Origin of the sequence: Staphylococcus sp. URHA0057, from assembly GCF_000620265.1 — a bacterium.
GTDB lineage: Bacteria > Bacillota > Bacilli > Staphylococcales > Staphylococcaceae > Staphylococcus > Staphylococcus pasteuri.
In genome coordinates, this window is record NZ_JHVS01000001.1 from 174,262 (window position 1) to 198,713 (window position 24,452).

The 24,452-nt window shown below is 31.1% G+C and carries 18 protein-coding genes and 1 pseudogene; 3 read left to right on the top strand and 16 right to left on the bottom strand.

The annotated features are described in order from the left end of the window. Positions 1-399: 399 nt before the first annotated feature. The 8 genes and pseudogenes from trpA to N524_RS0100805 all read right to left on the bottom strand — a co-directional run bounded on the left by trpA (position 400) and on the right by N524_RS0100805 (position 8,344). Positions 400-1,128 (bottom strand): tryptophan synthase subunit alpha, encoded by a 729-nt coding sequence (trpA, locus tag N524_RS0100770; protein WP_029055384.1) that lies wholly within the window; start codon positions 1,126-1,128, stop codon positions 400-402. After that, the gene (gene trpB, locus N524_RS0100775) at positions 1,121-2,335 is read right to left on the bottom strand and encodes a tryptophan synthase subunit beta (RefSeq protein WP_017636409.1); all 1,215 of its coding nucleotides are present in this window, start codon (positions 2,333-2,335) and stop codon (positions 1,121-1,123) included. Before trpB ends, trpA begins: the two co-directional genes overlap by 8 nt. Before the next feature lie 3 nt (positions 2,336-2,338). Next, positions 2,339-2,959 (bottom strand): phosphoribosylanthranilate isomerase, encoded by a 621-nt coding sequence (locus N524_RS0100780; RefSeq protein ID WP_037555468.1) that lies wholly within the window; start codon positions 2,957-2,959, stop codon positions 2,339-2,341. Beyond that, entirely contained in the window at positions 2,950-3,753 is an 804-nt protein-coding gene (gene trpC, locus N524_RS0100785; RefSeq protein WP_029055386.1) for an indole-3-glycerol phosphate synthase TrpC, read from the bottom strand. The genes N524_RS0100780 and trpC overlap by 10 nt, the downstream gene beginning before the upstream one ends. Beyond that, positions 3,754-4,752: an anthranilate phosphoribosyltransferase gene (gene trpD, locus N524_RS0100790; RefSeq protein WP_017636412.1), complete on the bottom strand. Its 999-nt coding sequence runs from the start codon at positions 4,750-4,752 to the stop codon at positions 3,754-3,756. After that, positions 4,753-5,328: an anthranilate synthase component II gene (locus N524_RS0100795; RefSeq protein WP_029055387.1), complete on the bottom strand. Its 576-nt coding sequence runs from the start codon at positions 5,326-5,328 to the stop codon at positions 4,753-4,755. It lies immediately after the preceding gene. After that, positions 5,325-6,720 (bottom strand): annotated as a pseudogene (locus tag N524_RS12675) (anthranilate synthase component I). The gene N524_RS0100795 and the pseudogene N524_RS12675 overlap by 4 nt, the downstream one beginning before the upstream one ends. Positions 6,721-7,309: 589 nt before the next feature. After that, a complete protein-coding gene (locus tag N524_RS0100805) occupies positions 7,310-8,344 on the bottom strand; it encodes a M42 family metallopeptidase (RefSeq protein ID WP_017636415.1) in 1,035 nt (344 codons plus the stop codon). A 144-nt stretch (positions 8,345-8,488) separates the two neighbouring features. On the opposite strand from N524_RS0100805, the gene N524_RS0100810 reads away from it, so the two are divergent. Continuing rightward, a complete protein-coding gene (locus tag N524_RS0100810; RefSeq protein ID WP_029055388.1) occupies positions 8,489-9,580 on the top strand; it encodes a prephenate dehydrogenase in 1,092 nt (363 codons plus the stop codon). 101 nt (positions 9,581-9,681) lie between these two features. Here the strand turns inward: N524_RS0100810 and N524_RS0100815 are convergent, their stop codons facing one another. Then, complete coding sequence (locus tag N524_RS0100815; protein WP_017636417.1) at positions 9,682-10,944, bottom strand: Y-family DNA polymerase; 1,263 nt, start codon at positions 10,942-10,944, stop codon at positions 9,682-9,684. A gap of 150 nt (positions 10,945-11,094) precedes the next feature. Between N524_RS0100815 and N524_RS0100820 the strand changes: the two genes are divergently transcribed. After that, complete coding sequence (locus N524_RS0100820; protein WP_017636418.1) at positions 11,095-11,280, top strand: 2-hydroxymuconate tautomerase; 186 nt, start codon at positions 11,095-11,097, stop codon at positions 11,278-11,280. Positions 11,281-11,336: 56 nt separating this feature from the next. Here N524_RS0100820 and N524_RS0100825 read toward each other — a convergent pair whose 3' ends face one another. After that, positions 11,337-12,341, bottom strand: a complete 1,005-nt coding sequence (locus N524_RS0100825) for an LCP family protein (protein ID WP_017636419.1) — start codon at positions 12,339-12,341, stop codon at positions 11,337-11,339. Positions 12,342-12,477: 136 nt separating this feature from the next. Between N524_RS0100825 and msrA the strand changes: the two genes are divergently transcribed. Continuing rightward, complete coding sequence (gene msrA / locus N524_RS0100830) at positions 12,478-12,984, top strand: peptide-methionine (S)-S-oxide reductase MsrA (protein ID WP_029055389.1); 507 nt, start codon at positions 12,478-12,480, stop codon at positions 12,982-12,984. 83 nt (positions 12,985-13,067) lie between these two features. Here the strand turns inward: msrA and mprF are convergent, their stop codons facing one another. The 6 genes from mprF to parE form a co-directional block, all read right to left on the bottom strand. Next, the gene (gene mprF, locus N524_RS0100835; protein ID WP_029055390.1) at positions 13,068-15,590 is read right to left on the bottom strand and encodes a bifunctional lysylphosphatidylglycerol flippase/synthetase MprF; all 2,523 of its coding nucleotides are present in this window, start codon (positions 15,588-15,590) and stop codon (positions 13,068-13,070) included. Positions 15,591-15,851: 261 nt separating this feature from the next. After that, entirely contained in the window at positions 15,852-17,060 is a 1,209-nt protein-coding gene (locus N524_RS0100840) for an AI-2E family transporter (protein WP_176745265.1), read from the bottom strand. Positions 17,061-17,235: 175 nt separating this feature from the next. Next, positions 17,236-18,084, bottom strand: coding sequence for a glucose PTS transporter transcription antiterminator GlcT (glcT, locus tag N524_RS0100845; protein ID WP_017638431.1), 849 nt, complete (start codon positions 18,082-18,084; stop codon positions 17,236-17,238). Between the two features lie 205 nt (positions 18,085-18,289). Next, positions 18,290-19,756, bottom strand: coding sequence for an alanine/glycine:cation symporter family protein (locus N524_RS0100850; protein WP_017638430.1), 1,467 nt, complete (start codon positions 19,754-19,756; stop codon positions 18,290-18,292). Between the two features lie 203 nt (positions 19,757-19,959). Beyond that, complete coding sequence (gene parC, locus N524_RS0100855; RefSeq protein WP_029055391.1) at positions 19,960-22,365, bottom strand: DNA topoisomerase IV subunit A; 2,406 nt, start codon at positions 22,363-22,365, stop codon at positions 19,960-19,962. Continuing rightward, entirely contained in the window at positions 22,362-24,356 is a 1,995-nt protein-coding gene (gene parE / locus N524_RS0100860) for a DNA topoisomerase IV subunit B (protein ID WP_037555492.1), read from the bottom strand. Before parE ends, parC begins: the two co-directional genes overlap by 4 nt. Between the last annotated feature and the right edge of the window lie 96 nt (positions 24,357-24,452).

A 24,452-nucleotide genomic window follows, 5' to 3' on the forward strand; every position in this document is an offset into this window, starting at 1 on the left:
CAAATGATGTTACTTTCTATGTATATAATATCTAATAATACTTAAATATGTGCAATATAAATATTGCTATTTATGGTGTCCATATAAGTTATTACTGGTACACCTTAAAAATTAATTGTTTTAATAATATTAAGAATGCCTTTCATAACCTTTTTCAACTTATTTTGACTAATTGTAATAAATAATAGTATGAGTTAAATATATAAACCCATACTATTAATGTATTATCATCTATTATTTTAATGCATTTACAAACCTATTGCCAATGACTTCCCTTAAAACATTGTAAAATTTATGCAATTTGATTAAGTTCTATCATAATACGTGTATTAAATTACATATATCCTTTATAATTACATTTTTCTGATTTATCATGCTATGAATTAAAATCCATTTAAATTATTGATTTAGTGCATGTCGTATCGAATTGAAATATTTAATATTCTCTTCAGTTGAATCATTAGCGAAGCGTCTTACTATTTCACTACCTATAACTACACCATCTGCTATTTGTGAAATATCTTTAACATGTTGCACATTTCTAATTCCAAAACCAGCGACAACCGGAACTTGAGCAGTTCGTTTAATTAAATTAAGTTTGGATTTTAACTCTGGATGGAATTCACCATTTTTTCCAGTAGTTGCATTCATTGTAACAGTGTAAATAAAACCTTCAGCTTTTTCAGCTATTAGTTTCATTCGTTCTTCAGACGTTGTCATAGCAATTAAAGGAATTATTTTCACATTACTTTCATATGTTTGTTGTTTTAATTTTTGAGCAAGTTCAAACGGTAAATCAGGTATAATCACTCCATAAACACCTGCTCGTTGACAAGCTTCAAAAAATGCTTTTTCACCGTAATTACAAATAATATTATAGTAAGTCATTAACACATACTGACTTTTAATTTCTAATTGATGTAATTCTAGTTGCTCGAAAATGTATTCAATTGTAATACCTTCTTCTATAGCTTTTCCACCAGCTTCCATTATTGTCGGTCCATCTGCCACTGGATCTGAAAATGGTACACCAACTTCAATAATATCTGCGCCACACTGACTCAACACTTTCATATGTTCTATCATTTTAGAATTGCCCATAATATATGGAATAAATAGTTTACTCATTTGTGTCACCTCTTTGTTGTGTGTATTGACGTATCGTATTCATATCTTTATCACCACGACCAGAAAGTGTTACAACAATGATGTCATCTTTATTCATAGTTGGAGCTAGTCTTTCTACATAACTTAATGCATGCGCACTTTCAATGGCTGGAATAATTCCTTCAGCTTTAGTGAAACGTATTAAAGCTTCCATAGCCTGTTCATCACTAGCTTCGGTATAAGTTACACGTCCAATGTCGTTATAATAAGAATGCTCAGGACCAATACCTGGATAATCTAAACCAGCTGAAATGGAATGTGCTAATTGCACTTGTCCATGCTTATCTTGAATTAAATACATTTTGGCACCATGTAAAACTCCAGGATTCCCTTTACCAATTGCAAGTGCATGTTTATCAGTATTTTTGCCTTTACCTGCTGCTTCAACACCATATAGTTTCACTTCATCTTGAATAAATGGATAAAATGTGCCGATAGCATTAGAGCCACCACCAATACAAGCAACGATTGCATCCGGTAATCGATTTTCTTTGTTCAATATTTGAGATTTAATTTCTTTTCCTATTACGCTTTGTAAATCTCTAACTATTGTTGGAAATGGATCTGGCCCTAATGCAGATCCTAAAAGATAATGTGTATCTTCAACATGACTAACCCAATATTGCAATGCTTTGTTTACTGCATCTGATAAAGTGCCTTGACCTTCTTCAACCGAAACAACTTTAGCGCCTAACAATTCCATTCTAAAGACATTTAATTGTTGTCTTTGAATATCTTCTTTTCCCATAAAGACAATGAGTTCCATATCGAATAATGCAGCAACTGTTGCACTAGCCACACCATGTTGTCCAGCACCTGTTTCAGCTACTAGTTTACGTTTACCCATACGTTTTGCTAACAGTGCTTGTCCAAGTGCATTATTAATTTTATGCGCACCAGTGTGGTTAAGGTCTTCTCTTTTTAAATAAATTTTTGCTCCACCTAATTGCTCTGTATATGCTTTGGCATAAGTTAAGGGTGTTTCTCTACCCACATATTCTTTTAAATAATATTGAAGTTCATCTTGAAATTTTTGATCATTTTTAGCTTTTTGGTATGCTTGTTTTAGTTCTATGATTGCTGGCATTAATGTCTCCGGTACATATTGTCCACCATATTCTCCAAAGAACCCTAATTCATCTGCTTCCGTTTGTATTTGTTTAATCATAACTCATTCCCCTTTCACTATATTAAAGATTGTTTTCATTTTGCGTTTATCTTTTCGTTCATTTGTTTCAATACCAGAGGCGATATCATAACCTAAATGTTTTAAAGGCATATGTTGAATCGTCTTAATATGTTCATCATTGAGACCACCTGCTATTAAAAATGGTGTATCTTCAATATGTTTTATTAAATTCCAATCAAAAGTTTGACCTGTACCACCATATTCAATAGATGGTGTATCTATAATAAATAAATCAACATACGGTTTATATAAATCAAGTTGACTATTGAGGTCTTGAGTAGCGGGTAACGCTTTAAAAATTTTAATATTTGGATATTGGTGTTTAACCCATTTGATAAGTTCAATGTTTTCATTACCATGAAATTGGATTGTATCAATATTAGTAAGCGTAACTATTTGTTGGATTTGCTGCTTATCTGGATTCACTACAACAACTACACGTTGTATTTTCTCAGGAACAAGCGCTGACAAATGCTTGATTTCATTAATTTCTAGATGACGTCGACTTTTGGAAAAATGAATAAATCCTATCGCATCGATATTACATTCAATTGCCTTTTTCACATCGTCTTCATATCTGAATCCACAAAATTTTAAATACATGATTTCACCTTGTTTAACTTAAGTGTTGGTAGAAATTGACTTAAATCATCACATTTCATTAAAGCTTCTCCAATAAGTAATCCATCGATACCTGAGTTAATAATTTGTTCTATATCAGACTTATTATGAATGCCACTCTCAGAAATATAATAAAATCCATCTTTCCTTTCTGCTAAAATGTCATTTGTATGATTAACATCAGTTACAAATTGCTTTAAGTCTCTATTATTAATTCCTATTATTTCTGGCTGTATTTGATACGCTCTATTAAGTTCATCTTTGTCATGAACTTCTACTAACACTTCTAAATTGAGTTGTGTCGCATATTGGTATAATCGTTGAAGTTGTTCGTCAGACAATATATTAACAATAAGCAAAATAATCGACGCCCCTGCAGTTTTTGCTACATCTATTTGAATTTCATCAATGATAAAATCCTTACATAAAATGGGTAATGTTGTTTGTGGTGCTAACTTTTGTAACCTTTCAAAGCTTCCACCAAAATATTGTTCATCAGTTAGAATTGATATTGCATTTGCCCCATACTTTTCATAGTCTTTAATTTGCTGTGATAAATCTCGTTCTGGTAATTGATTTACAGAAGGACTTTTAGATTTTATTTCTGCAATGATAGAAAGTTGGTTATCATTAGCTAAACTTTCTTTTAATGTTTTTTTCTTTAGGTGTGGCGTGTGATCATTGTTGTATGATTTGAGTGATATTAATTTTTCTTGATAATAATGAGACGATAATAATTTCTTTTTATAACTTACAATTTCATCTAAAATTGTCATTTAATTTCCCACCATTCTTAAATATTGTTTCATTGCTAAGCCACTATCTATTAAGTATTGAGCAAGATTGATACCTGTCTGGATATCATTAACTTTTTCTGCAACATATAAAGCTATACCTGCATTCAACACAACAACATCTCGTTTACTTGTATGATCTTGTCCATTCAATATATTTACTGTAATTGCTTTATTTTCCTCAGGTGTGCCGCCTTTTAAAGTATTGTTAGAAGCATTGCGTAATCCGAAGTCTTTTGCATTAATAGTATATGTTTCTATATCTTTACCTGTGGTTACTTCATAAATTAAGTTTTCTCCTGATAAACTTGCTTCATCCATACCTCCTGCCCCGTGAAGTACAATTGCTTTCTTACGACCCAAGTCTTTTACTGTTTGTGCAACATTACCTAATTGATTGGGATCATAAATACCCATTACTTGGTATGTTAATTTAAATGGATTAATTAACGGTCCCACTAGATTGAAAATAGTTGGCTTTGACATCATTTTTCTAATAGGTTGAATATATTTCATAATTGGATAGGATTCTGTAGCGCTGACAAATGCTAAGTTATATTGTTGTAATGTGTTAATCACATCGTTAACTTTTGTAGTATTTATATTTAATTGATTGAGTAAATCTGTGCTTCCAGAATTAGAAGTGATACTCTTGTTTCCGTGCTTCACAATTAAAGCTCCTGCACTAGCAACTATAAATGAAGCGGTCGTCGAAATATTAAAACTTCCTGACTTGTCCCCTCCCGTACCACATACACACATTGCGCCTTCATAATAAGGTTGTTCTTTATACATTGTTTTAATTAAACTTTTAGCTAAAAATGTTAACTCCGTTTGCTGCATTTCTTTATCAGTATATGTTTTTAATGCCTTATATTTAACTTGATTTTCAACTTCTGGATTAATCATTAAATTTATAAATGATTTCATATCTTCTTCATTTAAGTGTTGTTGCTTTTCTAGTTGTTGTAAAATTTCCATCTAATCACCCTTTACTGCTAAATTAATAAAGTTTTTAATAATATCTTCTCCGTGTTCTGTTGCAAAAGATTCTGGATGATATTGAATTCCAAAATGCAATTGATTTTCGTGTTCAAATGACTGGATACAATCATTTGTTGTTCCAGTTATAATTAGTGACTTAGGAAAATGTTTTGCGTCACTAACTAATGAGTGGTATCGCATGACATTAAAGTTTAGAGGTAAGTCTCTATATAGTATGGAGGTACCATTTTGCTTTATTTCATCTACTTTTCCATGCATTACAGTTTCACCTTTTATTACTTTTCCGTCGTAATAACACGTGAGTGCTTGTGCTCCTAAACAAACGCCAAGTATGGGTTTATCTTTATAACGTTCAATAATATTAACTAACCATTTATTATCCAATGGATGGCCTGGTCCAGGTGAAATAATGACACCATCTACATCTTGTTTCATTACCTTTTCATCATCTGGATATAATACAGTGACATCATCTTCGTTTGGCATATACTGCGTGACGATATCAACTAAGTTATAAGTAAATGAGTCATAATTATCGACAATTAATATCATGGTGACACCTCCAATAAACTTTTAGCTTTTAATTTAGTTTCTTCTAATTCCTTCTGTGGTTCAGAATCATAAACAACGCCACAACCTGCTTCTACATTGATATATGTGTCATCAATCATCATTGTTCGTATTGCAAGTGCAAAGTCTAAGTTGTGATTACAATTGATATAACCAATGCCACCACTGTATACACCACGTTTGTTGGGCATAACTTCATAAATTCTTTGTATTGCTCTTAGTTTTGGTGCACCAGAAACTGTTCCGGTTGGTAATAAACTTGCTATCACAGACATTGGTGAAATATCTTTTTTAATTTGCCCTGTGACTTCGTTTACTATATGCATTACGTGTTCATATTTCTCTATTTCCATCAATTTCTTAATATGAGACGTTCCATTTCGGCATATCCTGTGAATATCATTTCTACCTAAGTCTACTAACATACTATGTTCGCTGCGTTCTTTTTCGTCATTAATGAGCTGATGTGCATTAGCTTCATCTTCTTCTAGTGTCCGTCCTCTTTTGATAGTTCCAGCAATTGGGTTGGTTTCAACTAAACCATCATGCACTTTTACAAAACTTTCAGGCGAACTACCTACAATAATTGGTTCACTCATATTGATGTAATACATGTATGGACTTGGATTTTGTCTTTTTAAATTTTGATATAACTGAAATGATAATGATTGACGTTGATTTTCAAAATGATGTTTATAGCGATAAATCCTTGAAGGTACCACTTGAAACATGTCCCCTTCAGTTATTTTCTTTTTAAAATCACTGACAATTTCCATGAAATGTTGTTCACTTATGTTGGTTTCTATTTGTTTGTCCTTAGGTTTAAATTGAATACTTGGTTGATATACTTGAATCGTTTTGAGTTGATTGATTCTTTCCTTTACACGTGTAATTAATTTTTCTCGAGCTACTTGAGAGAATAGATTTGTACTAATGACATATAATTCTTCTTTGTAATGATCAAATATATAAACGTCTTCTATCATGTGAAAATTAACATCATGTTGTGGATGATCATCTAAATTTATGTTTTGTAATATAGGAAATTCATGTCTTACTAAATCAAAACTGCATGTTCCAATAAAACCTGAGATAAAAGGTAATTCTTGTAAACTTTTATCTTCTATATCTTCATAGTACTGATTAACAAATTGTTTTAAATATTGATATGGTTTATTCGTTTTTGTGTTGAGTACTAATATGAACTTGATTGTTATCTAGCGTGATTTGTCCATAACTATCAAATACAACAATGGAATACCTTCCCTTAAGTTTATTCTGACTCGAACTTTCTAAAATGATTTTTCGGTTTTTGAGTTGAGCTAAAGTTTCTGGTGTTATATTGGCTTGTAGCTTTTCATAATATATTTCCACTTTTGAATACTCCTTTATGATTAATATTGCTTTCTTACTCATGTTTATCTTTTAGTTTGTTTTATTAGATTGCTTATTTCTGAAGAATGATTTTTATGCAAATAAAAATCAGCCTCCTATAAAAGGACGCTGACGCGTGGTACCACCTTAATTAACGCAATATTCTTAACATTCAGAATATTAAACGTTCACTCATTTTCTTTATTTAATTATTTGTCTTTATTTGCAAAACCCAATTTCATTTATAGAGGTGTTAGTTCTCATCACACACTAACTTTCTGTCACTACCTTGCTACAAACTACTACATTTTGCACCAATGAAAAAAGCACCACGAAACGCGTAAAATCAATAAGGACGCGTTACCGTGGTGCCACCTTAGTTAACAAATTATTATTGCTCACTTTTATACTATTTAATTTTATATTCGAAAGCCCAATTCACTGAATATGTTGTGCTAATTTACATTAACCATTAGCTTTCTATTTGCTACAAATCACATTCGCTACTTTATCTTCCGAATTGTTTAACAATTCTAATTATTTAGTATAATACATTCCACTCTAATATTTGTCAACGTAAAATCAAAATTTATTTTGAAATTTGCGACATACAATACGCATACAAAAGATTCTGTGTTGCTTCAATAGATTCAATATGTGTTCTTTCTAATGCATGTGAAGATTCTATTCCAGCTCCAAATAACCCGTGGCGAATATCAGCTCCTGCTTTCAGTGCTGTTGTAGCATCAGAAGTATAATAAGGATAAATATCTACTTTATATGGTATGGCATTTAATTTGCATAATTGTACTAATTGAGATCTCAATCCTTTATGGTATGGGCCTGAGCTATCTTTTGCACATATTGAAACTGTATATTCATCAGATGATTGTCCATCACCTAAAGCGCCCATATCTAACGCAATAAAATCCACAATGTTATTTGAAAGTGACGCATTTGCACCATAGCCAATTTCTTCATTATTAGAAATATAAAACTGTGTAGTATGAGGTAAATTAATATTATCTTGCTTAATTTTTTTCAATAACTCAATAATCATTGCTACACTTGCTTTATCATCAAGATGGCGTGACTTAATGAAACCAGATGTTGTAATTTGTGTTCTAGGATCAAAGCTAACAAAGTCCCCTACTTCAATACCTAAATCTTTAGTTTCTTGAACTGAATTTGTCTTTTCATCTATTCTTATTTCCATATGTTCTAAATCTCTCGGTATTTCATGATTATCTTTATATACGTGTACACTCGTTTCGTGTAAACATATCGTTCCTGTATAGACATCACCAGATTCTGTTTGGATTTCACAATACTCACCTTCTATAGCATTAAAATGAAATCCTCCAATTAAATCTATAGCTAATCTTCCATTTTCTTTTATTTCTTTAACCATTGCACCTAATGTATCAACATGAGCTGTAATACATCGCTGTTGACTTTGATTGTCTCCATCTACTGTTATAATCAAAGCACCTTTGTTAGTGAGTTCGGTTTGATAACCTAAATCTTCTGCTATATCCTTTACAAAATTTATTGCTTTTTCAGCATTGCCTGATGGACTATTAATTTCTGTTAATGTCTTTATAGTTTGTAAAATATTACTCATCTTATTTACCCTTTCCTGCATAATATGTTTAGTTTCAGTTTAGACTATTTAACTAATATATTCTAATATATATTTCTATTGATTCCGTTGCTCTCGTCTTTTACAATATTAGTATTCTGAAAATTTCGAAATAGGTGGTCATTCATGAAAAACATATTATTCGTAGGACTTGGTTTGATTGGTGGGAGTTTAGCAAGTAATTTAAAATATTATCATTCAGACATTACTATTACAGCTTTCGATGCAGACGAATCACAGTTAGATAAAGCCTTATCAATTGGTATTATCGATAAAAAAGCTATTCATTATACCCAAGCTGTTGAAAATGCCGATATGATTATCTATGCTACGCCTGTTGAACAAACCGTCTACTATCTTAAACATTTAACCAAATTAAATACTAAACCCCATTTAATTGTTACAGATACTGGTAGTACTAAATCAACAATTCAATCTTTTGAAAATGAGTTGTTAGAACATGATATCCATCTAGTTGGTGGTCATCCAATGGCTGGTAGTCATAAATCTGGCGTATTAAATGCAAAAAAACATCTTTTCGAAAATGCCTATTATTTACTTGTCTTTAATCAAAAGGCAAATAAGAAAGCTGCTGAGAAAATCCAAGAACTATTAAAATCAACGTTAGCTAAATTTATATTCACTGACGCTAATGAGCATGATTTTGTTACTGGTATTGTTAGTCACGTACCACATATAGTTGCGTCCAGTCTAGTTCACTTAAGTGCCGACCACGTAGAAAAACATCATTTAGTACAACAATTAGCTGCAGGAGGATTCCGTGACATAACTCGAATTGCTAGTAGTAATGCAGAGATGTGGAAAGATATCACATTAAATAATAAAACTTTCATTCTAGATATTTTAGAAGATTTACAAAATCAAATTAGTTCTGTTATGACAATGATTTCATCTTCAAAATCTGAAGATATTTATCAATTTTTTGCTAATGCTAAAGACTACAGAGATCAACTACCCGCTAAACAACGAGGTGCGCTATCTACGGCGTATGATCTATTTGTTGATATTCCGGATAAACCGGGTATGATTAGCAAAGTTACTCACATTCTAAGTTTACATAATATTTCTATAAGCAACCTTAAAATTTTAGAAGTCCGTGAAGATATTTATGGTGCCTTACAAATTAGTTTTAAAACTCCTGAAGATCGGGAAAGTGCTATTCAAGCACTAAGTCAATTTGATACTTATATTGAATAATATTTATGATTCAATGATTTTAACCTGAGACTTTAATTAATACGTCTCAGGTTAAAATATGCTTATTACGTTTTAAAAATAATATTTCTATTAGCGTTTTATTACATTTTATGACCTGCCATAAGTCCTAGTCGTCCATGTTTCGTACCAGCTTCTGTATACGATGTTGCCTTGGAAACAATACCTTTTCCATATTTCAAATGTAAATGGTCAATCGTTTTTGCTAATTTTTCGTCTCGTTTCCGTTCATATTCGTCAATAAACAAGTTCATTTGTCTTTCATTTTCATTTATAAATTGAGTTAGTGACACACTTAATGTCCGGTATAATGCTTGTTTATCACACAATTTGTTCGCAAAATAGTTAACTACTTTGAAAATATCTTTTTCTAAATTAGTTCCTTCTTCCAAGGTATATTGCTTATGTACGCCACCTTCATCACTATAACCAAATGAGAAGTGTATGGTACGTGCCAATTGTTTTCTTGCTCGAACCCTACTTGCTACATCCTCAATTAACTCTTGCATAACAACTTTGGCTTCTTCAAATTCATAATCTCTCATCAATATCTGACTTTTACATATTGATGGATTATTGACTTTATATTTTTCTCTCATTTTACTTTGATCAATACCATTAGCATGAAGATGCATATCCACACCTAATATCCCAAAATCCCTTTTTAAATATTGATACGGATATTGAGCTAAATCACCTATAGTAAAAATTCCTCTTTTATTTAATTTAGCTTCTGTCTTTCTATTTATTCCCCAAAATTCTCTTAATGGTTGAATTGGCCATAACTTTTCAGGTACATGCTGATAACGCCATTCAGCAATACCGTTTTTTGTATGCTTGGCTTCAATATCCATTGCTACCTTACTTAGTAACATATTGGAACCTATACCAATAGTACATCTAATACCTGTTTCTTCATGAATTTCTTTCTGTAACCTTTCGCAAAATGCTTCAACAGTTGAATTAAATCTATGATAACTATCAGTCACATCCATAAAAAATTCGTCAATACTATACTGATGTAAATCTTCTGGTGGCACATAACGTAAAGCAATCTTAGATATAGTTACTGAAACATTAAGGTACTTTCGCATACTTGGATTAATAATATATATATCGTTGCGATGTGGTATTTCAAATAACCTTGATCCCGTTTTAACACCTAATTCTTTAAGTTTAGGTGTCGCAGCTAATACGACTGAGCCTTGTCTTTTAGTATCAGCAACTACTGCTAATTTTGTTGTTAAGGGATCCAATCCCTTTTCTATACATGACACACTTGCGAAAAAGCTCTTTTGATCAATACATAGTACATCTCTATCTTCTAATAAATGATAGTCATACATCATTACCCCTCCCTAATACATTTTCATTATATACGAACAAATGTTCTTATTCAAGTATATAACGAACAAATGTTCTAAAAGGAAAATGTTTTTTTATTAACTATTCATGCTATACTAAGAGTGTAATAAATATCATTGGAGGAATGACATATGCCAATCGTAAACGTTAAATTATTAGAAGGTCGTTCAGATGAACAACTTAAAGACTTAGTTACAGAAGTAACATCAGCGGTAGAAAGAACAACAGGTGCTAATAGAGAGGCTATCCATGTAGTCATTGAAGAAATGAAGAAAAATCATTATGGTGTTGCAGGAGTTAGAAAATCAGATCAATAAGTTGATAAATAAAATAAAGCCACGCACTTAACAACTTGTGCGTGGCTTTATTCGTATTATTTTTTATCATTTTTGTCATCAAAAAAGTCTTGAATTGCTTTTTTGTTTTTTGCTTTATCAATTTGCAATGCACTACCATCGTTATTAGTAGTAATATCTTGATAAGAATTTTTAATAGGAACAGTTAATGAATCAACATTTTTGTCTCCTCGAATACCAAAGCTTATTCCAGTTTGGAACATAGCTGAATCAGGCATATCTGTATTCACATATCCTCGAAGAATACCAGCTACTTTAGGTAGCTTAGCAACTGTACCAAAATTCACTAATTCAGATTTAAGTGTTTGCATCACCTGTTGCTGACGACGTACACGTCCGAAATCGCCTTCTGCATCATGACGAAATCTTGCGTAACCAAGTAACTCTTTACCATTTAAACGATGATGACCTTTTTTCAATGATACTCCAATATTTTCAGACATATCTTTTTCTACATCTATAGGAACACCATTAGGTTCTAATTCATCTATCATTTTTTCAAAACCAGTAAAATCAACCACTGCGTAATATTCAGGATTAATTCCTAAATTTTTATTTAATGTTTTTCTTAGTAATTCTGGACCACCAAGAGAATAAGCAGCATTAATTTTATATTTATCATATCCAGGTATGTCTGCATATATATCACGCATGACTGACATCATTTTCATTTTTTTATGAATGTAATCATATTGTACAACCATAATGGAGTCTGTACGTGATTTACCACCCTGAGCTTTATCTGCGCCTAAAACCAATACAGAAATTTTACCGTCGTTTTTCACTGGACCGTTAAATTGATGTACTTTAATGTCTTTAGCATGCTTTTCAGCATACTTCACACCACTATTATATCCATGAACAATATAAGCAATAATAATGATGAAGATAATTAAAATTAATAAAATAATAAAAGGTAATTTGCGCACTCTTTTTTTCTTTCGTCGCCTAGAAGGTGTAGTTGATGTACCTGCTTGTCGTTTATACTCAGTTTCTTCTCTGTTATCCTTCTCGTCTCTCATATTTACCTACCTTATACCTTTAAAATTATAATACTATCATCTATAATTAATATGTATTAACGTTATAGAAAAAGTATTCAAAAAGCAAGGTTTTTTTTAATAAATGGTACTAAGGTCCAATGAAAGGGTGTCATAAATGAATATAAATACTGCATATTTTGCGGGTGGGTGCTTTTGGTGTATGACGAAACCTTTTGATACATTTGATGGAATAGAAAAAGTTACATCAGGATATATGGGTGGAGACATTGCTAATCCTACATACGAGCAGGTTAAAAGTGGCACTACTGGACACTATGAAACTGTAAAAGTAGAATATGATGTCGCATTATTCTCATACAATAAATTATTAGAAATCTTTTTTTCTGTAATTGATCCTTTAGATGATGAAGGACAATTTCAAGATAGAGGTTCTCAATATCAAACGGCGATTTTCTATTCCAATGAACATCAAAAGAAACTAGCCGAAGACTATATCAAGGCAATGCAAAATACAATCAACGCTGATAAAGCGATTGCTACTAAAATTTTACCTGCAACGACGTTTTATGAAGCAGAAGCATATCATCAAGATTTTTATAAGAAACAACCTGAAAGATATGCTAAAGAAGAACAAGATCGTAAAAATTATAAAAAAGACTAACTGTTAATTCAGAGAAAGTTGTATAAACATACAAAAATAGCGATTGATGAAATCATTTATTTTCATCAATCGCTTTTATTATATTATTTGTGACGTATAACTCTCATTACTTTAATCATAGATTGCCATAACGAGGCATCTTTTCTATAAACTAAAAATCTTGGCTCCCATTGTGGACCATACTTTTCTTTATAACGTCTTAAACCTTGGAAACGATATAATCCATTAAAATGTTCAAATACTCTTCCAGCTAATCGTTCTCTAAGATATGAATAATGTAGTTGTCCTACATTAGATAGCGTCGCCATACCTAAGTTAAATGATTGATATCCTTTTTCTTTACTCCACGATAGCATGTGTAAATACAATCCATCCATTAATGGTAAATCTAATTCCGGCAACCAACGAATTAAATCAACCGAAATAGCATCATTAAAATATGTTGGCATTAGAGTACAGAACGCTATAATTTTTCCTTCTTCATTTCGCATAATACCAATCGGCGCTTTAGATAAATAATCTTCACTAAATTGACCTACTGAAAAATGCATTTCACTTCTACCTTCTAACCATTGATCACTCACATTTTTTAATGTTTCGAACATATCTTGTGAAAATGGCGGCTCAATTATTTCAAATTTGATATTTAAATCTTCAAATTTATTTAAAGTTGCTCTAAAACCACGACGCTTTTTACCAGAAGTAGTAAATGTAGTTAAATCAATAATTGCTTCTTCCCCAAGTTTAAAGAATTGATTACCAAAATTATGATAAAGTGGCATGAATCTATCACTTACTTGATAAAAAATAATATCATAGCCATAATATTCAGCGTATTCATAAAATGCTTCTAATAAAGATTCGAACGATGCAGTATCCCCAATTGGATCACCTAATACTACTAAAGCATTAGATTTATATCGATACATCAAAAAGGCTGATTCGTTTTCATGAATAAAATAATTTTTATCTCCACTATAAATAAGATGCGTTAAATAATTACCACCATATTGTTGAATAATTTGTTCACAAACAGCTAAATTTTTATTTTGACTTGATTTAATAAATCGATAATCAAATAGCCATGCAATAAGTGCAACAATAATAGTAATTAGAGCTATCGTTATCCAGAAATAATATCTAAGCACTGTCGTATCTACTTCAATATTATAAACATCGAGTGCATATAACGTGCTAGAGATAATAACATGATTAATATAAAGTACGATGATACTTATTAATATAAATAAGAAGGCATTTTTTAATCTTAATGGTCTCTTAAGCACTTTTGATTGACGATAAGCAATAAACAAGAGTACTAACATAACCAAAAGCCATGTTAAAAGTATGAATGACGCATACGTATAAACTGTTGCTGCAAAAATTAATAAAATCGAAATAATCGCAAAAATAATTGCACGTCGACTTTGCTTAAATATTCCTTTTACATTTAACATTAATAATAAACAAGCACTTGTATGAATAGATAATGTTAAATAGTAAGCCAAATGATTATCGTCATATAATCCGTCATATATGATTGTTAAATTATTAATAAAGAAAATAACACTTGCTAAAAATACTAAAATCGCTAATGAAAAAGATGGAATTTTAGATAAAATATCCTTTTGATATGACATTAAAAATGACGTAACATCTTTTGCAGGAACAAAATATTTAGATTCTTCGATATATTTTCTAGCTGTATTACCAAATTCAAATGTAGATAATACTAATGCAATGGCTACAGGTACGAAATAATAAGCAAAACGATATAGTAATAAAGCTAATAAAATGTTTTCCTCATTTATACCAAGTGATTTAAGACCGAGTAGTACTACTAAATCAAATGCACCAAAGCCTCCTGGAATAAAACTAACTAATCCAGACAATGCTGCAATAATGAAAATACCAATAAAATTCATAAAGGAAATATCAATACCTACAATTAATGCAGAAAAATATAAAACAACTGCAGCAGCTAACCATTCAACACAAGAAACTAACGTACAATATACGCCCATATATCGGTTATTTGTATCCGCAGGTTTCACAATCGTATAAATAATAAATACTGGTAAAAATAAAGCAACAATATATAAAACCCAACGTACCCATGATATTTTATCTAACATATCAGATGCGTTAAACACATGAAGAACAACTAAAATCGATAACAAGCTCAAACCTGTTAACATCGAAATGAGTATGATAGATATATAGTGAACGAGTTTCTTATTATTTTGGGTATAATTTTTATAAATAAATGCTCTTAAACCTGCTCCGATAAACCCACCAAAGCCTACAATGGCATTTAAAGCATTAATAATATAACTCACTCTTAATACTTTTATTAAAGGAATTTTTAACTTAAGTGATTTAACAAGAATGACATCATATAAAGATAAAATTAATAAAGACGCTCCCCCGCTAATAAACAATAATACAATCCATAAACGATTGATTTTACCAAATTGCATTAAAGTATTTTTGAAATTAATGGAAGATAATTCTCGATATAACGTGAAAACTACAAACGTAAATAGTGCAGCAGCAAACACAAATTTTAATATAGATAATAATTTACTTTTCTTTTCCTGGGTCATTTTTTCACTTCAATTCTATTTAATTCTTCTATCTAGAAAAATATATCATAAGAATAAGATAAATAGAATATAAATAAAGTCAATTATGCATAACATTATTGTCATACTCAATGTAAGGTGCAAATCTTTTGTAGATAAAAGGATTGTACTTCTTTAAAAACAAAAAAGGATATCTTAGAAATTAAGTATCCATATGCCACAAATTGATGGCATAAAAGCTACTTGAAATAATTTCTAAAGATATCCTTGTACAAAGATAGATTATTCTTGTTCTTTATTTAACTTATAATTTCCTGCATCTTCTCCATAATATCTATTATATCTACGCTTGAATAATAAGAACATATGAGAAACTAAAACTTTCAACACTGCATAACCAGGAATACCTAATATAACCCCGACTATACCTAACAAATTACCTGCACTTAGTAAGATAAAGATAATTGTTAGCGGGTGAATTTGTAATGTTTTACCCATGATATTTGGAGAAATGAAGTGTCCTTCAAAGAATTGAACTAAAGTCCATACAATCGCTAATTTGAGTAACATTATTGGAGACGTAATTAAAGCAATAATGATAGCTGGTGAAATCGCTATTGTAGGTCCTAAATAAGGTACCACACTTGTTACAGCAGCTATACAAGCTAATATTAAACTATATTTCAATCCAATAATAGAATAACCAATAAATAGTAAAACACCTATACAGAATGACACAATGATTTGTCCTTGTATGTAAGAACCTACTTGAACACTCATTTTTTCAAGTAAATCATGAAAATCTTTTCTAAATTTAGGTGGCATAATATTAGTAGTGAAATCTTTGAACTTATGACCATCTTTTAACATAAAGAATAAAACAAATGGTGTAGTCACAATAACTACTCCAACATTAGCTACTGCTTCAACGAATGATGCTAATTTTGAACCAAAGCCATCAAAATAATCTGAAAGCATAGATGGTATCTTTTTAGTTAATGAGTTCAATTGATCATTAATTTGATCATAATAACCAGCAAAAATTGAATTACTTGTTACTTTATTAATTGTATTAGTTAACTTTTTAAAATATTGAGGAGAGTTATTAATGAAACTTCCTAATTGTGAACTAATTAGAGGAATTAATAAATTAACAATCAACACGATTATGCCTACAATCGCAACATAAATAATCAAAACCCCTACTAATCTTGGAATTCGATAACGTTCCATCAAATTAACAAGAGGGTTAAATAAATAAAATATAATCAATGAAACTATAATTGGTGCAGCAATAGTATTGAATACTATAATAAATGGTTGAAACACGTATGATACTTTATCAAAGATAAATATAACTATCCCTAAAAGCACAAGTGCTAACAAAGCATAAATTAAATCATTGCCGCCTAAAAATTTCATGAATCTTGTTTCAGACATACTGAAAATCGTTTTAAACTTTCTAGATGTCTTCTTTTCGGAAGATTTCATTTCATTCGACATTCGACATCACCATACTTTCATGTTACCTCGCTTTATAAAAATCATAAAAATGAGTTACTAAAAATTTCTAACACTAATCATAACATAATTTTACAAAACTAAGGAATATTAAAAACTAGTCTATATAAAAATTAAAAGTACTTATGAGAGCGCATAAGTACTTTTAATCCAACTTCATTTGGGCTTCAAAATGATGGATATGTAATGTTAAATAAATGATTTCAACATCATTAACAGTAATATCAAATTCCATCTGAATCATTTTTAATATTTTAAAAGCTGTAGAATAGCAACTAGGATATTGATTTTTAACCATATCAACAAAATCATTTTGAGCATGTAATGTTTCATTATTTCTTAAACGACGAATGAGAAATTGTACATGTCTAATAAAACGTTGATATTGTATTGAGGATTGATCAACTTGATGTTGTAAATCCGTTTCAATAATAGTGATACTTTTATTGATTAATTGATTAATTAACGCCATTTCTCTCATAGATAATTCTTCAGAGTTCGAAGCAATATGTAATGCGATAAAACCAATTTCATCTTCTGGAAAATCAACATCTAACTGTTCATTTAGTCTATCAATTACTTTTTCAGCTATTTGATAAGCATCTCGATATAAGTATTTTGTTTCCATGGCAAAAGGGTTGCTAATTATTTGATTTTGTTTTAAACGTTTATACGCAAAAATAATATGATCTGTTAGCGCAACAACTAGATTTTCATCATTAACATCTAGAGTCGTATTTGTAATTAAATTAACAGCTTCAATCACTGCTTGTAGAACATGGTCATCAGCCATCTCAACTAATGTCTTATAGTGTTCTTTATGCTTATCTAGATCAAGTTTATAAACTTTTTCAATGGAAGCTGATTCATCTAACGTATAGCCTTGCTTTTTATTAAAACCTATACCTTTTCCAATTAAAACAACTTCCTGGTTTTTATTCGTGCATATGATAACGTTATTATTGAGAATTTTACTAATTTTATACTTCCCCATCATTATCACCTTTCTTACTCCATTATTAAAATTATAAGGCTTAATGATATAAATGAAAAGAAAATAACTTATTAAATACTTTCATGAGTAAAATTAATTTTTAGTATATTAAACAATTTTCTACCTCTTTATAATAAATAATAGATATAATTATAAATTTCAAATTAAAAAGCTTGAGTATCCTTACGACACTCAAGCTAATCATTTATTTTAAATCTTTATTTGATTTGTTTGCATTAATTCCCCAAGATTCAATACCAAATAAATTAATTTCAAGATTCTCTGGTTTGAATACAGGCTTTTTACCTGCTTTACGTTGTACTTGGTAATCTTTCATTACTGCAAATGCAATATTGGAAAGTCCAATAATGGAGACAATATTCACTATGGCCATTAAGCCCATGAATAAATCGGCTGTACTCCAAACTGTTTCAGTTTTAGCAACCGCACCAATAAATACAAGCACAACTACTAAACATCTAAAGATGAAAATAATTGTTTTGTTATTAGATAAATACTCAATGTTAGATTGTCCATAATAGTAGTTACCTACAACTGAAGAAAATGCGAATAATGTTATTGCCACTGTTAAGAAAATACCACCAGCTGAACCTAAATGTTCATTTAAAGCTGATTGAGTAACTGCAACACCTTGAGGAGCGTTTTCTCCAAATTTTAAACCTGAATATAATAAAATCATTATTGCTGTAGCTGTACATACTAGCATTGTATCAAAGAAAACACCTAATGATTGAATTAAACCTTGTTTTACTGGATGAGGGACTGCTGCTGTTGCAGCTGCGTTAGGTGCTGAACCCATACCTGCTTCGTTTGAGAATAAACCACGTTTAATCCCTTGTAAAATAGCAGCACCAACTGCACCACCAGTTACTTGTTCAAAACCAAAAGCACTTTTAATAATTGTACCAATCATTGGAACAATTTGGTCTAAGTTTAATAACAAGATAACTAAAACCATACCAATATATATGATAGCCATAATTGGAACAATTAATGATGATAAAGTAGCAATACTTCTAACCCCACCAAAAATAATAATGGCTGTTACAACTGCTAATACTATTCCTGTAATCACTGGACTAATATGATATTGAGTATTTAATGATTCCGCAATCGTATTAGATTGCACTGTATTAAATACAAATGCGAAGGTAACTGTAATTAATATCGCAAACACAATACCAAGCCATTTTTGGTTTAAACCTTTAGTTATGTAATAAGCTGGTCCACCACGGAAACCACCATCTTTATCATGAACTTTATAAACCTGAGCTAAAGTAGCTTCCATAAAAGCACTTGCCGCACCTATAAATGCAATAATCCACATCCAAAATACCGCACCAGGACCACCAAGTACAATTGCTGTAGCAACACCGGCAATATTTCCAGTACCTACTCTTGAACCTGCACTAATCGCAAATGCTTGGAACGGTGAAATACCTTTTTTACCACTTTCTAATGTTTCTGGTTTCTCGACCAACGCTCTAAACATTTCTGGTAACATTCGTAGTTGTACAAACTTAGAACTGATAGTGAAAAAGAATCCTGCTGTAAGTAACAATCCAATTAGATACTGAGACCAAATTAAGTCGTTACCTACTTGTACAAAATCTTTAAACCAACCAGGAATTAAACTATCAAAATCTTTCAAATAAATCCCTCTCATCTATAAATAAAATTCATATCTTAAAAATATCAAGAGATTCATATTGGCATATGAAAGTCTAATTAAGCAATGTATCAAATAACAAATACTAAAATAGACAGTTCAATTGAGAATATAAACCTCTTGAATGATTTAATTGTGATTATTATATTTTATTTTATCATCTTATGCATGTGTTGCATATACTTTTATTGTAAGTACATTCCTTCAACTTCTCCGAAATCATCTACATCTACTATAAATGAACCATTAGTATATTGTTCTGATTTATGAACTGAAGCGATATCATTAGTTTCTTGGTCTTTAGCTGAATATAAAGTATATGTTGTATTGTCAGAACGAACAACATCTGCTGCCACGATACGATGTGGTGCTTTTTTCAATTCTTTAAGTAAGGTAATACCTCGTTGTGCTCGTTTCGCTTCTTGTAATACTTTAAATCCAATATGTTTAACAGCACCACGTTGTGTAGCCATAAGGATAGATTCTTTATTAGTGATTGTTTGCGTCATAATAACGTAGTCTTCATCTTTTAAATTAATAGATTTCACACCAGCCGCACGTAAGCCTGTATCAGATAATTCGTTTGTAGAGTATGTTAATGACATTCCTTTATGTGTAATAACAGTAATAAGTTGATCTTCTTCAACACGTAATACATTAATTACCTCATCTTGATCTTTTACTTTCATGGCAATTAATGGTTTATTATATCGTGTTGTTTTAAACAACGGTACAGTACTTTTCTTAATCATACCGTTACGAGTAGCCATAATATAGAATGCTTGTTGTTCTTTGAAGTCTTTTTCATTAAATACGTCAATAACTTGTTCATCTTCATCAATAGAAACAATTTGAGATACGTGTTGACCTAATTCTTTCCATCGGATATCAGCTAGTTTATGAACTGGAATAAACAAGTATCTACCTTTATTCGTAAATACAAGCGCTGTATCTTGTGTATTTACATCAAGGTATTTTAATAAACTATCGCCATCTTTCAAACCGACTTCAGAAACGCCGCTAGCATTAAAGCTACGTGTAGATGTACGTTTAATATAACCATGTCTAGTTAAACTTAATACTACATCTTCACTAGGCACCATCACTTCTTTATCAATTTTAATTTCAGAAATTTCCGCTTCAATTGTTGATAAACGATCAGTTTTAAAATTCTTTCTAATTTCTGTTAATTCATTTTTGATAACATTCAATAATGCATCGTGATCATCTAAAATATGACGTAAATCTTTAATTAAATTAGATAACTCATCGTGCTCTTGTTCTAAAGCAACGATATCTGTGTTAGTTAAACGATAAAGTTGTAACATAACGATGGCTTCTGCCTGAGCTTCAGTAAAGTCATATTCAGCAACTAAGTTATCTTTAGCATCTTTTTTATTTTTAGAATTACGAATTAAGGCAATCACTTCATCTAAAATAGATAAAGCTTTCATTAAACCTTCAACGATATGCATACGTTTTTCAGCATGTTCTAAATCAAACTTAGTTCTGTTAGCCACAACTTCAATTTGATGGTTAATATAACTATCAATGATTTGTTTAATACCCATTAATTTAGGTCTACCATCACTGATTGCAACCATATTAAAGTTATAAGATATTTGAAGGTCCGAATTTTTGAATAGGAAATTTTTAATTGCTTCACTATTCACGTCTTTTTTAAGTTCTATTGCAATACGTAAACCAGTTCTATCAGTCTCATCTCTAACTTCAACAATACCATCAACTTTTTTATCAGCACGTAATTCATCAATACGTTTAACGAGATTACTTTTATTCACCTCATATGGTATTTCAGTCACGATAAGTTCTTTACGTCCATTACGTAATGTTTCTTCATCTACTTTGGAACGTACAACAACTTTACCTTTACCAGTTTCGTATGCTTTTTTAATACCATCAATACCTTGAATAATACCACCAGTTGGGAAGTCTGGACCCTTCATGTATTTCATCAATTGACTCACTGTAATATCAGGATTATCAATATATTTTAATGTTGCTTGAATCACTTCACCTAAATTATGTGGTGGAATATCAGTAGCATAACCTGCTGAAATACCTGTAGAACCGTTAATTAATAAATTAGGAAATCTTGCAGGTAATACCATAGGTTCAAGTGTTGTATCATCATAGTTTGGTATAAAAGAAACTGTTTCTTTATTAATATCTCTTAATAGTTCTTCAGATAATTGACTTAATTTTGCTTCTGTATAACGCATTGCTGCAGGAGGGTCATTATCGATACTACCGTTATTACCATGCATTTCTATTAAAACATGTCTTAATTTCCAGTCTTGGCTTAAACGAACCATGGCATCATATACTGAAGAATCACCATGAGGATGATACTGTCCGATGACATCCCCGACAGTTTTGGCACTTTTACGGAAATTTTTATCGAATGTATTACCACTTGAATACATCGCATATAAAATACGACGCTGTACTGGTTTTAGTCCGTCTCGAACGTCAGGCAAAGCACGTTCCTGGATAATATATTTACTATATCTTCCAAAACGGTCTCCAATTACATCTTCAAGTGATAGATCTTGAATTATCTCACTCAAATCGTTTCATCCTCCTCATAGTTTTCACTTTCTAATATCTGAACTTCTGTATTATCTAAAATGCTTGAATCTTCCTGCATACCAAACTCAACATGACTTTCAATCCATTCTCTACGTGGTGCTACTTTATCACCCATTAACGTTGTAACACGTTTTGAAGAACGCACTTCATCTTCAACTTGAACACGTATTAAAGTACGAGTATCAGGATTCATAGTTGTTTCCCATAATTGTTCAGGATTCATTTCACCTAAACCTTTATATCTTTGTAATGTGAAACCTTTACCAAGTTGCTTTTGTAATTTATCTAATTCATCATCTGTCCAAGCATATTCCACTTTTTTAGATTTACCTTTACCTTTTTCTAATTTGTAAAGTGGTGGTAATGCGATAAATACTCGACCTGCTTGTACTAATGGTTTCATATATTTAAAGAAGAAAGTTAGTAACAGTACTTGAATATGTGCACCATCTGTATCAGCATCGGTCATAATAATAATTCGACTATAATTACTGTCTTCAATTTTAAATTCATTACCGACACCTGCACCTATAGTATGAATAATCGTATTAATTTCTTCGTTTTTGAAAATGTCTTCTAAACGAGCCTTTTCAGTATTAATAACTTTACCTCGTAATGGCAGAATCGCTTGGAACTTACGATCACGTCCAAGTTTAGCTGAACCACCTGCTGAATCACCCTCAACAAGATAAAGTTCATTTTTTTCTGTGTTTTTACTTTGAGCAGGTGTTAATTTACCAGATAAAAGTGTATCTTTTCGTTTATTCTTTTTACCAGAACGTGCATCTTCTCGTGCTTTACGTGCTGCTTCTCTAGCCTGTTGTGCTTTAATTGCTTTTTTAACAAGTGACTTAGATAATTGACCTTTTTCTTCAAGGTAAAATGGTAATTTCTCGGATACAACTGAATCTACAGCACTTCTAGCTTCTGACGTTCCTAATTTAGATTTAGTTTGACCTTCAAACTGTAGTAACTCTTCAGGAATTCTTACAGATACTATAGCTGTTAATCCTTCACGTATGTCATTACCGTCTAAGTTTTTATCTTTTTCTTTTAATTCATTAATGCGTCTAGCGTAATCATTGAACACACGTGTCATCGCTGTTTTAAAACCAACTTCATGTGTACCACCATCTTTAGTACGTACATTATTTACAAAACTTAATATACTTTCTGAATATTGGTCATTATATTGAAATGCAACATCTACTTCTATACTGTTAGATGTTCCCGTAAAAGTCGTAACATCATGAAGTACTTCTTTACCTTCATTGACATAACTTACAAATTCTTTGATCCCTTCTTCATAGTGGTAAAATTCTTCTCTTTCTTTACCACGACGTAAATCGATTAATTTAATCTTTAAGTTCTTTAATAGAAAAGCAGATTCTTGTAATCGCTCACTTAGAACGTCAAAATTAAATGATGTTGTTGCTTTGAAAATTTCAGGATCTGGTTTAAATGTAACCTTAGTACCTGTTTTCTTTGTCTTTCCTTCTTTTAGTAAACCTGTTGCTGGCACACCGCCATCTTTAAATCTTTGTTTATAAATATTTCCGTCTCTATGAATCTCAACTTCTAACCATTCACTAAGTGCATTTACTACTGAGGCACCAACACCATGTAATCCACCAGATGTTTTATAGCCACCTTGGCCGAACTTACCTCCAGCATGTAAAATCGTAAAAATAACTTGCACAGTTGGTTTTCCTGATGCATGGATACCAGTAGGCATTCCACGACCGTTATCTTCTATAGAAATACTATCATCTTGGTTAAGGATAACTGTTATTTCATCCCCATAACCATTTAATACTTCATCGACGGAGTTATCGACAACTTCATATACTAGATGATGCAATCCACGTTTATCAGTTGATCCTATATACATCCCCGGTCTTTTTCTAACTGCTTCAAGACCTTCTAAAACTTGAATAGAATCATCTGAATAATGATTTTGTTTATTCATTGCCAATGATTTCGCCCTCCTACAAACGTACGTTCGTTTTTAAAACTATACAATAGTTATTCTTATATAAATCAGAATAAATTGCAAGTGTCATCT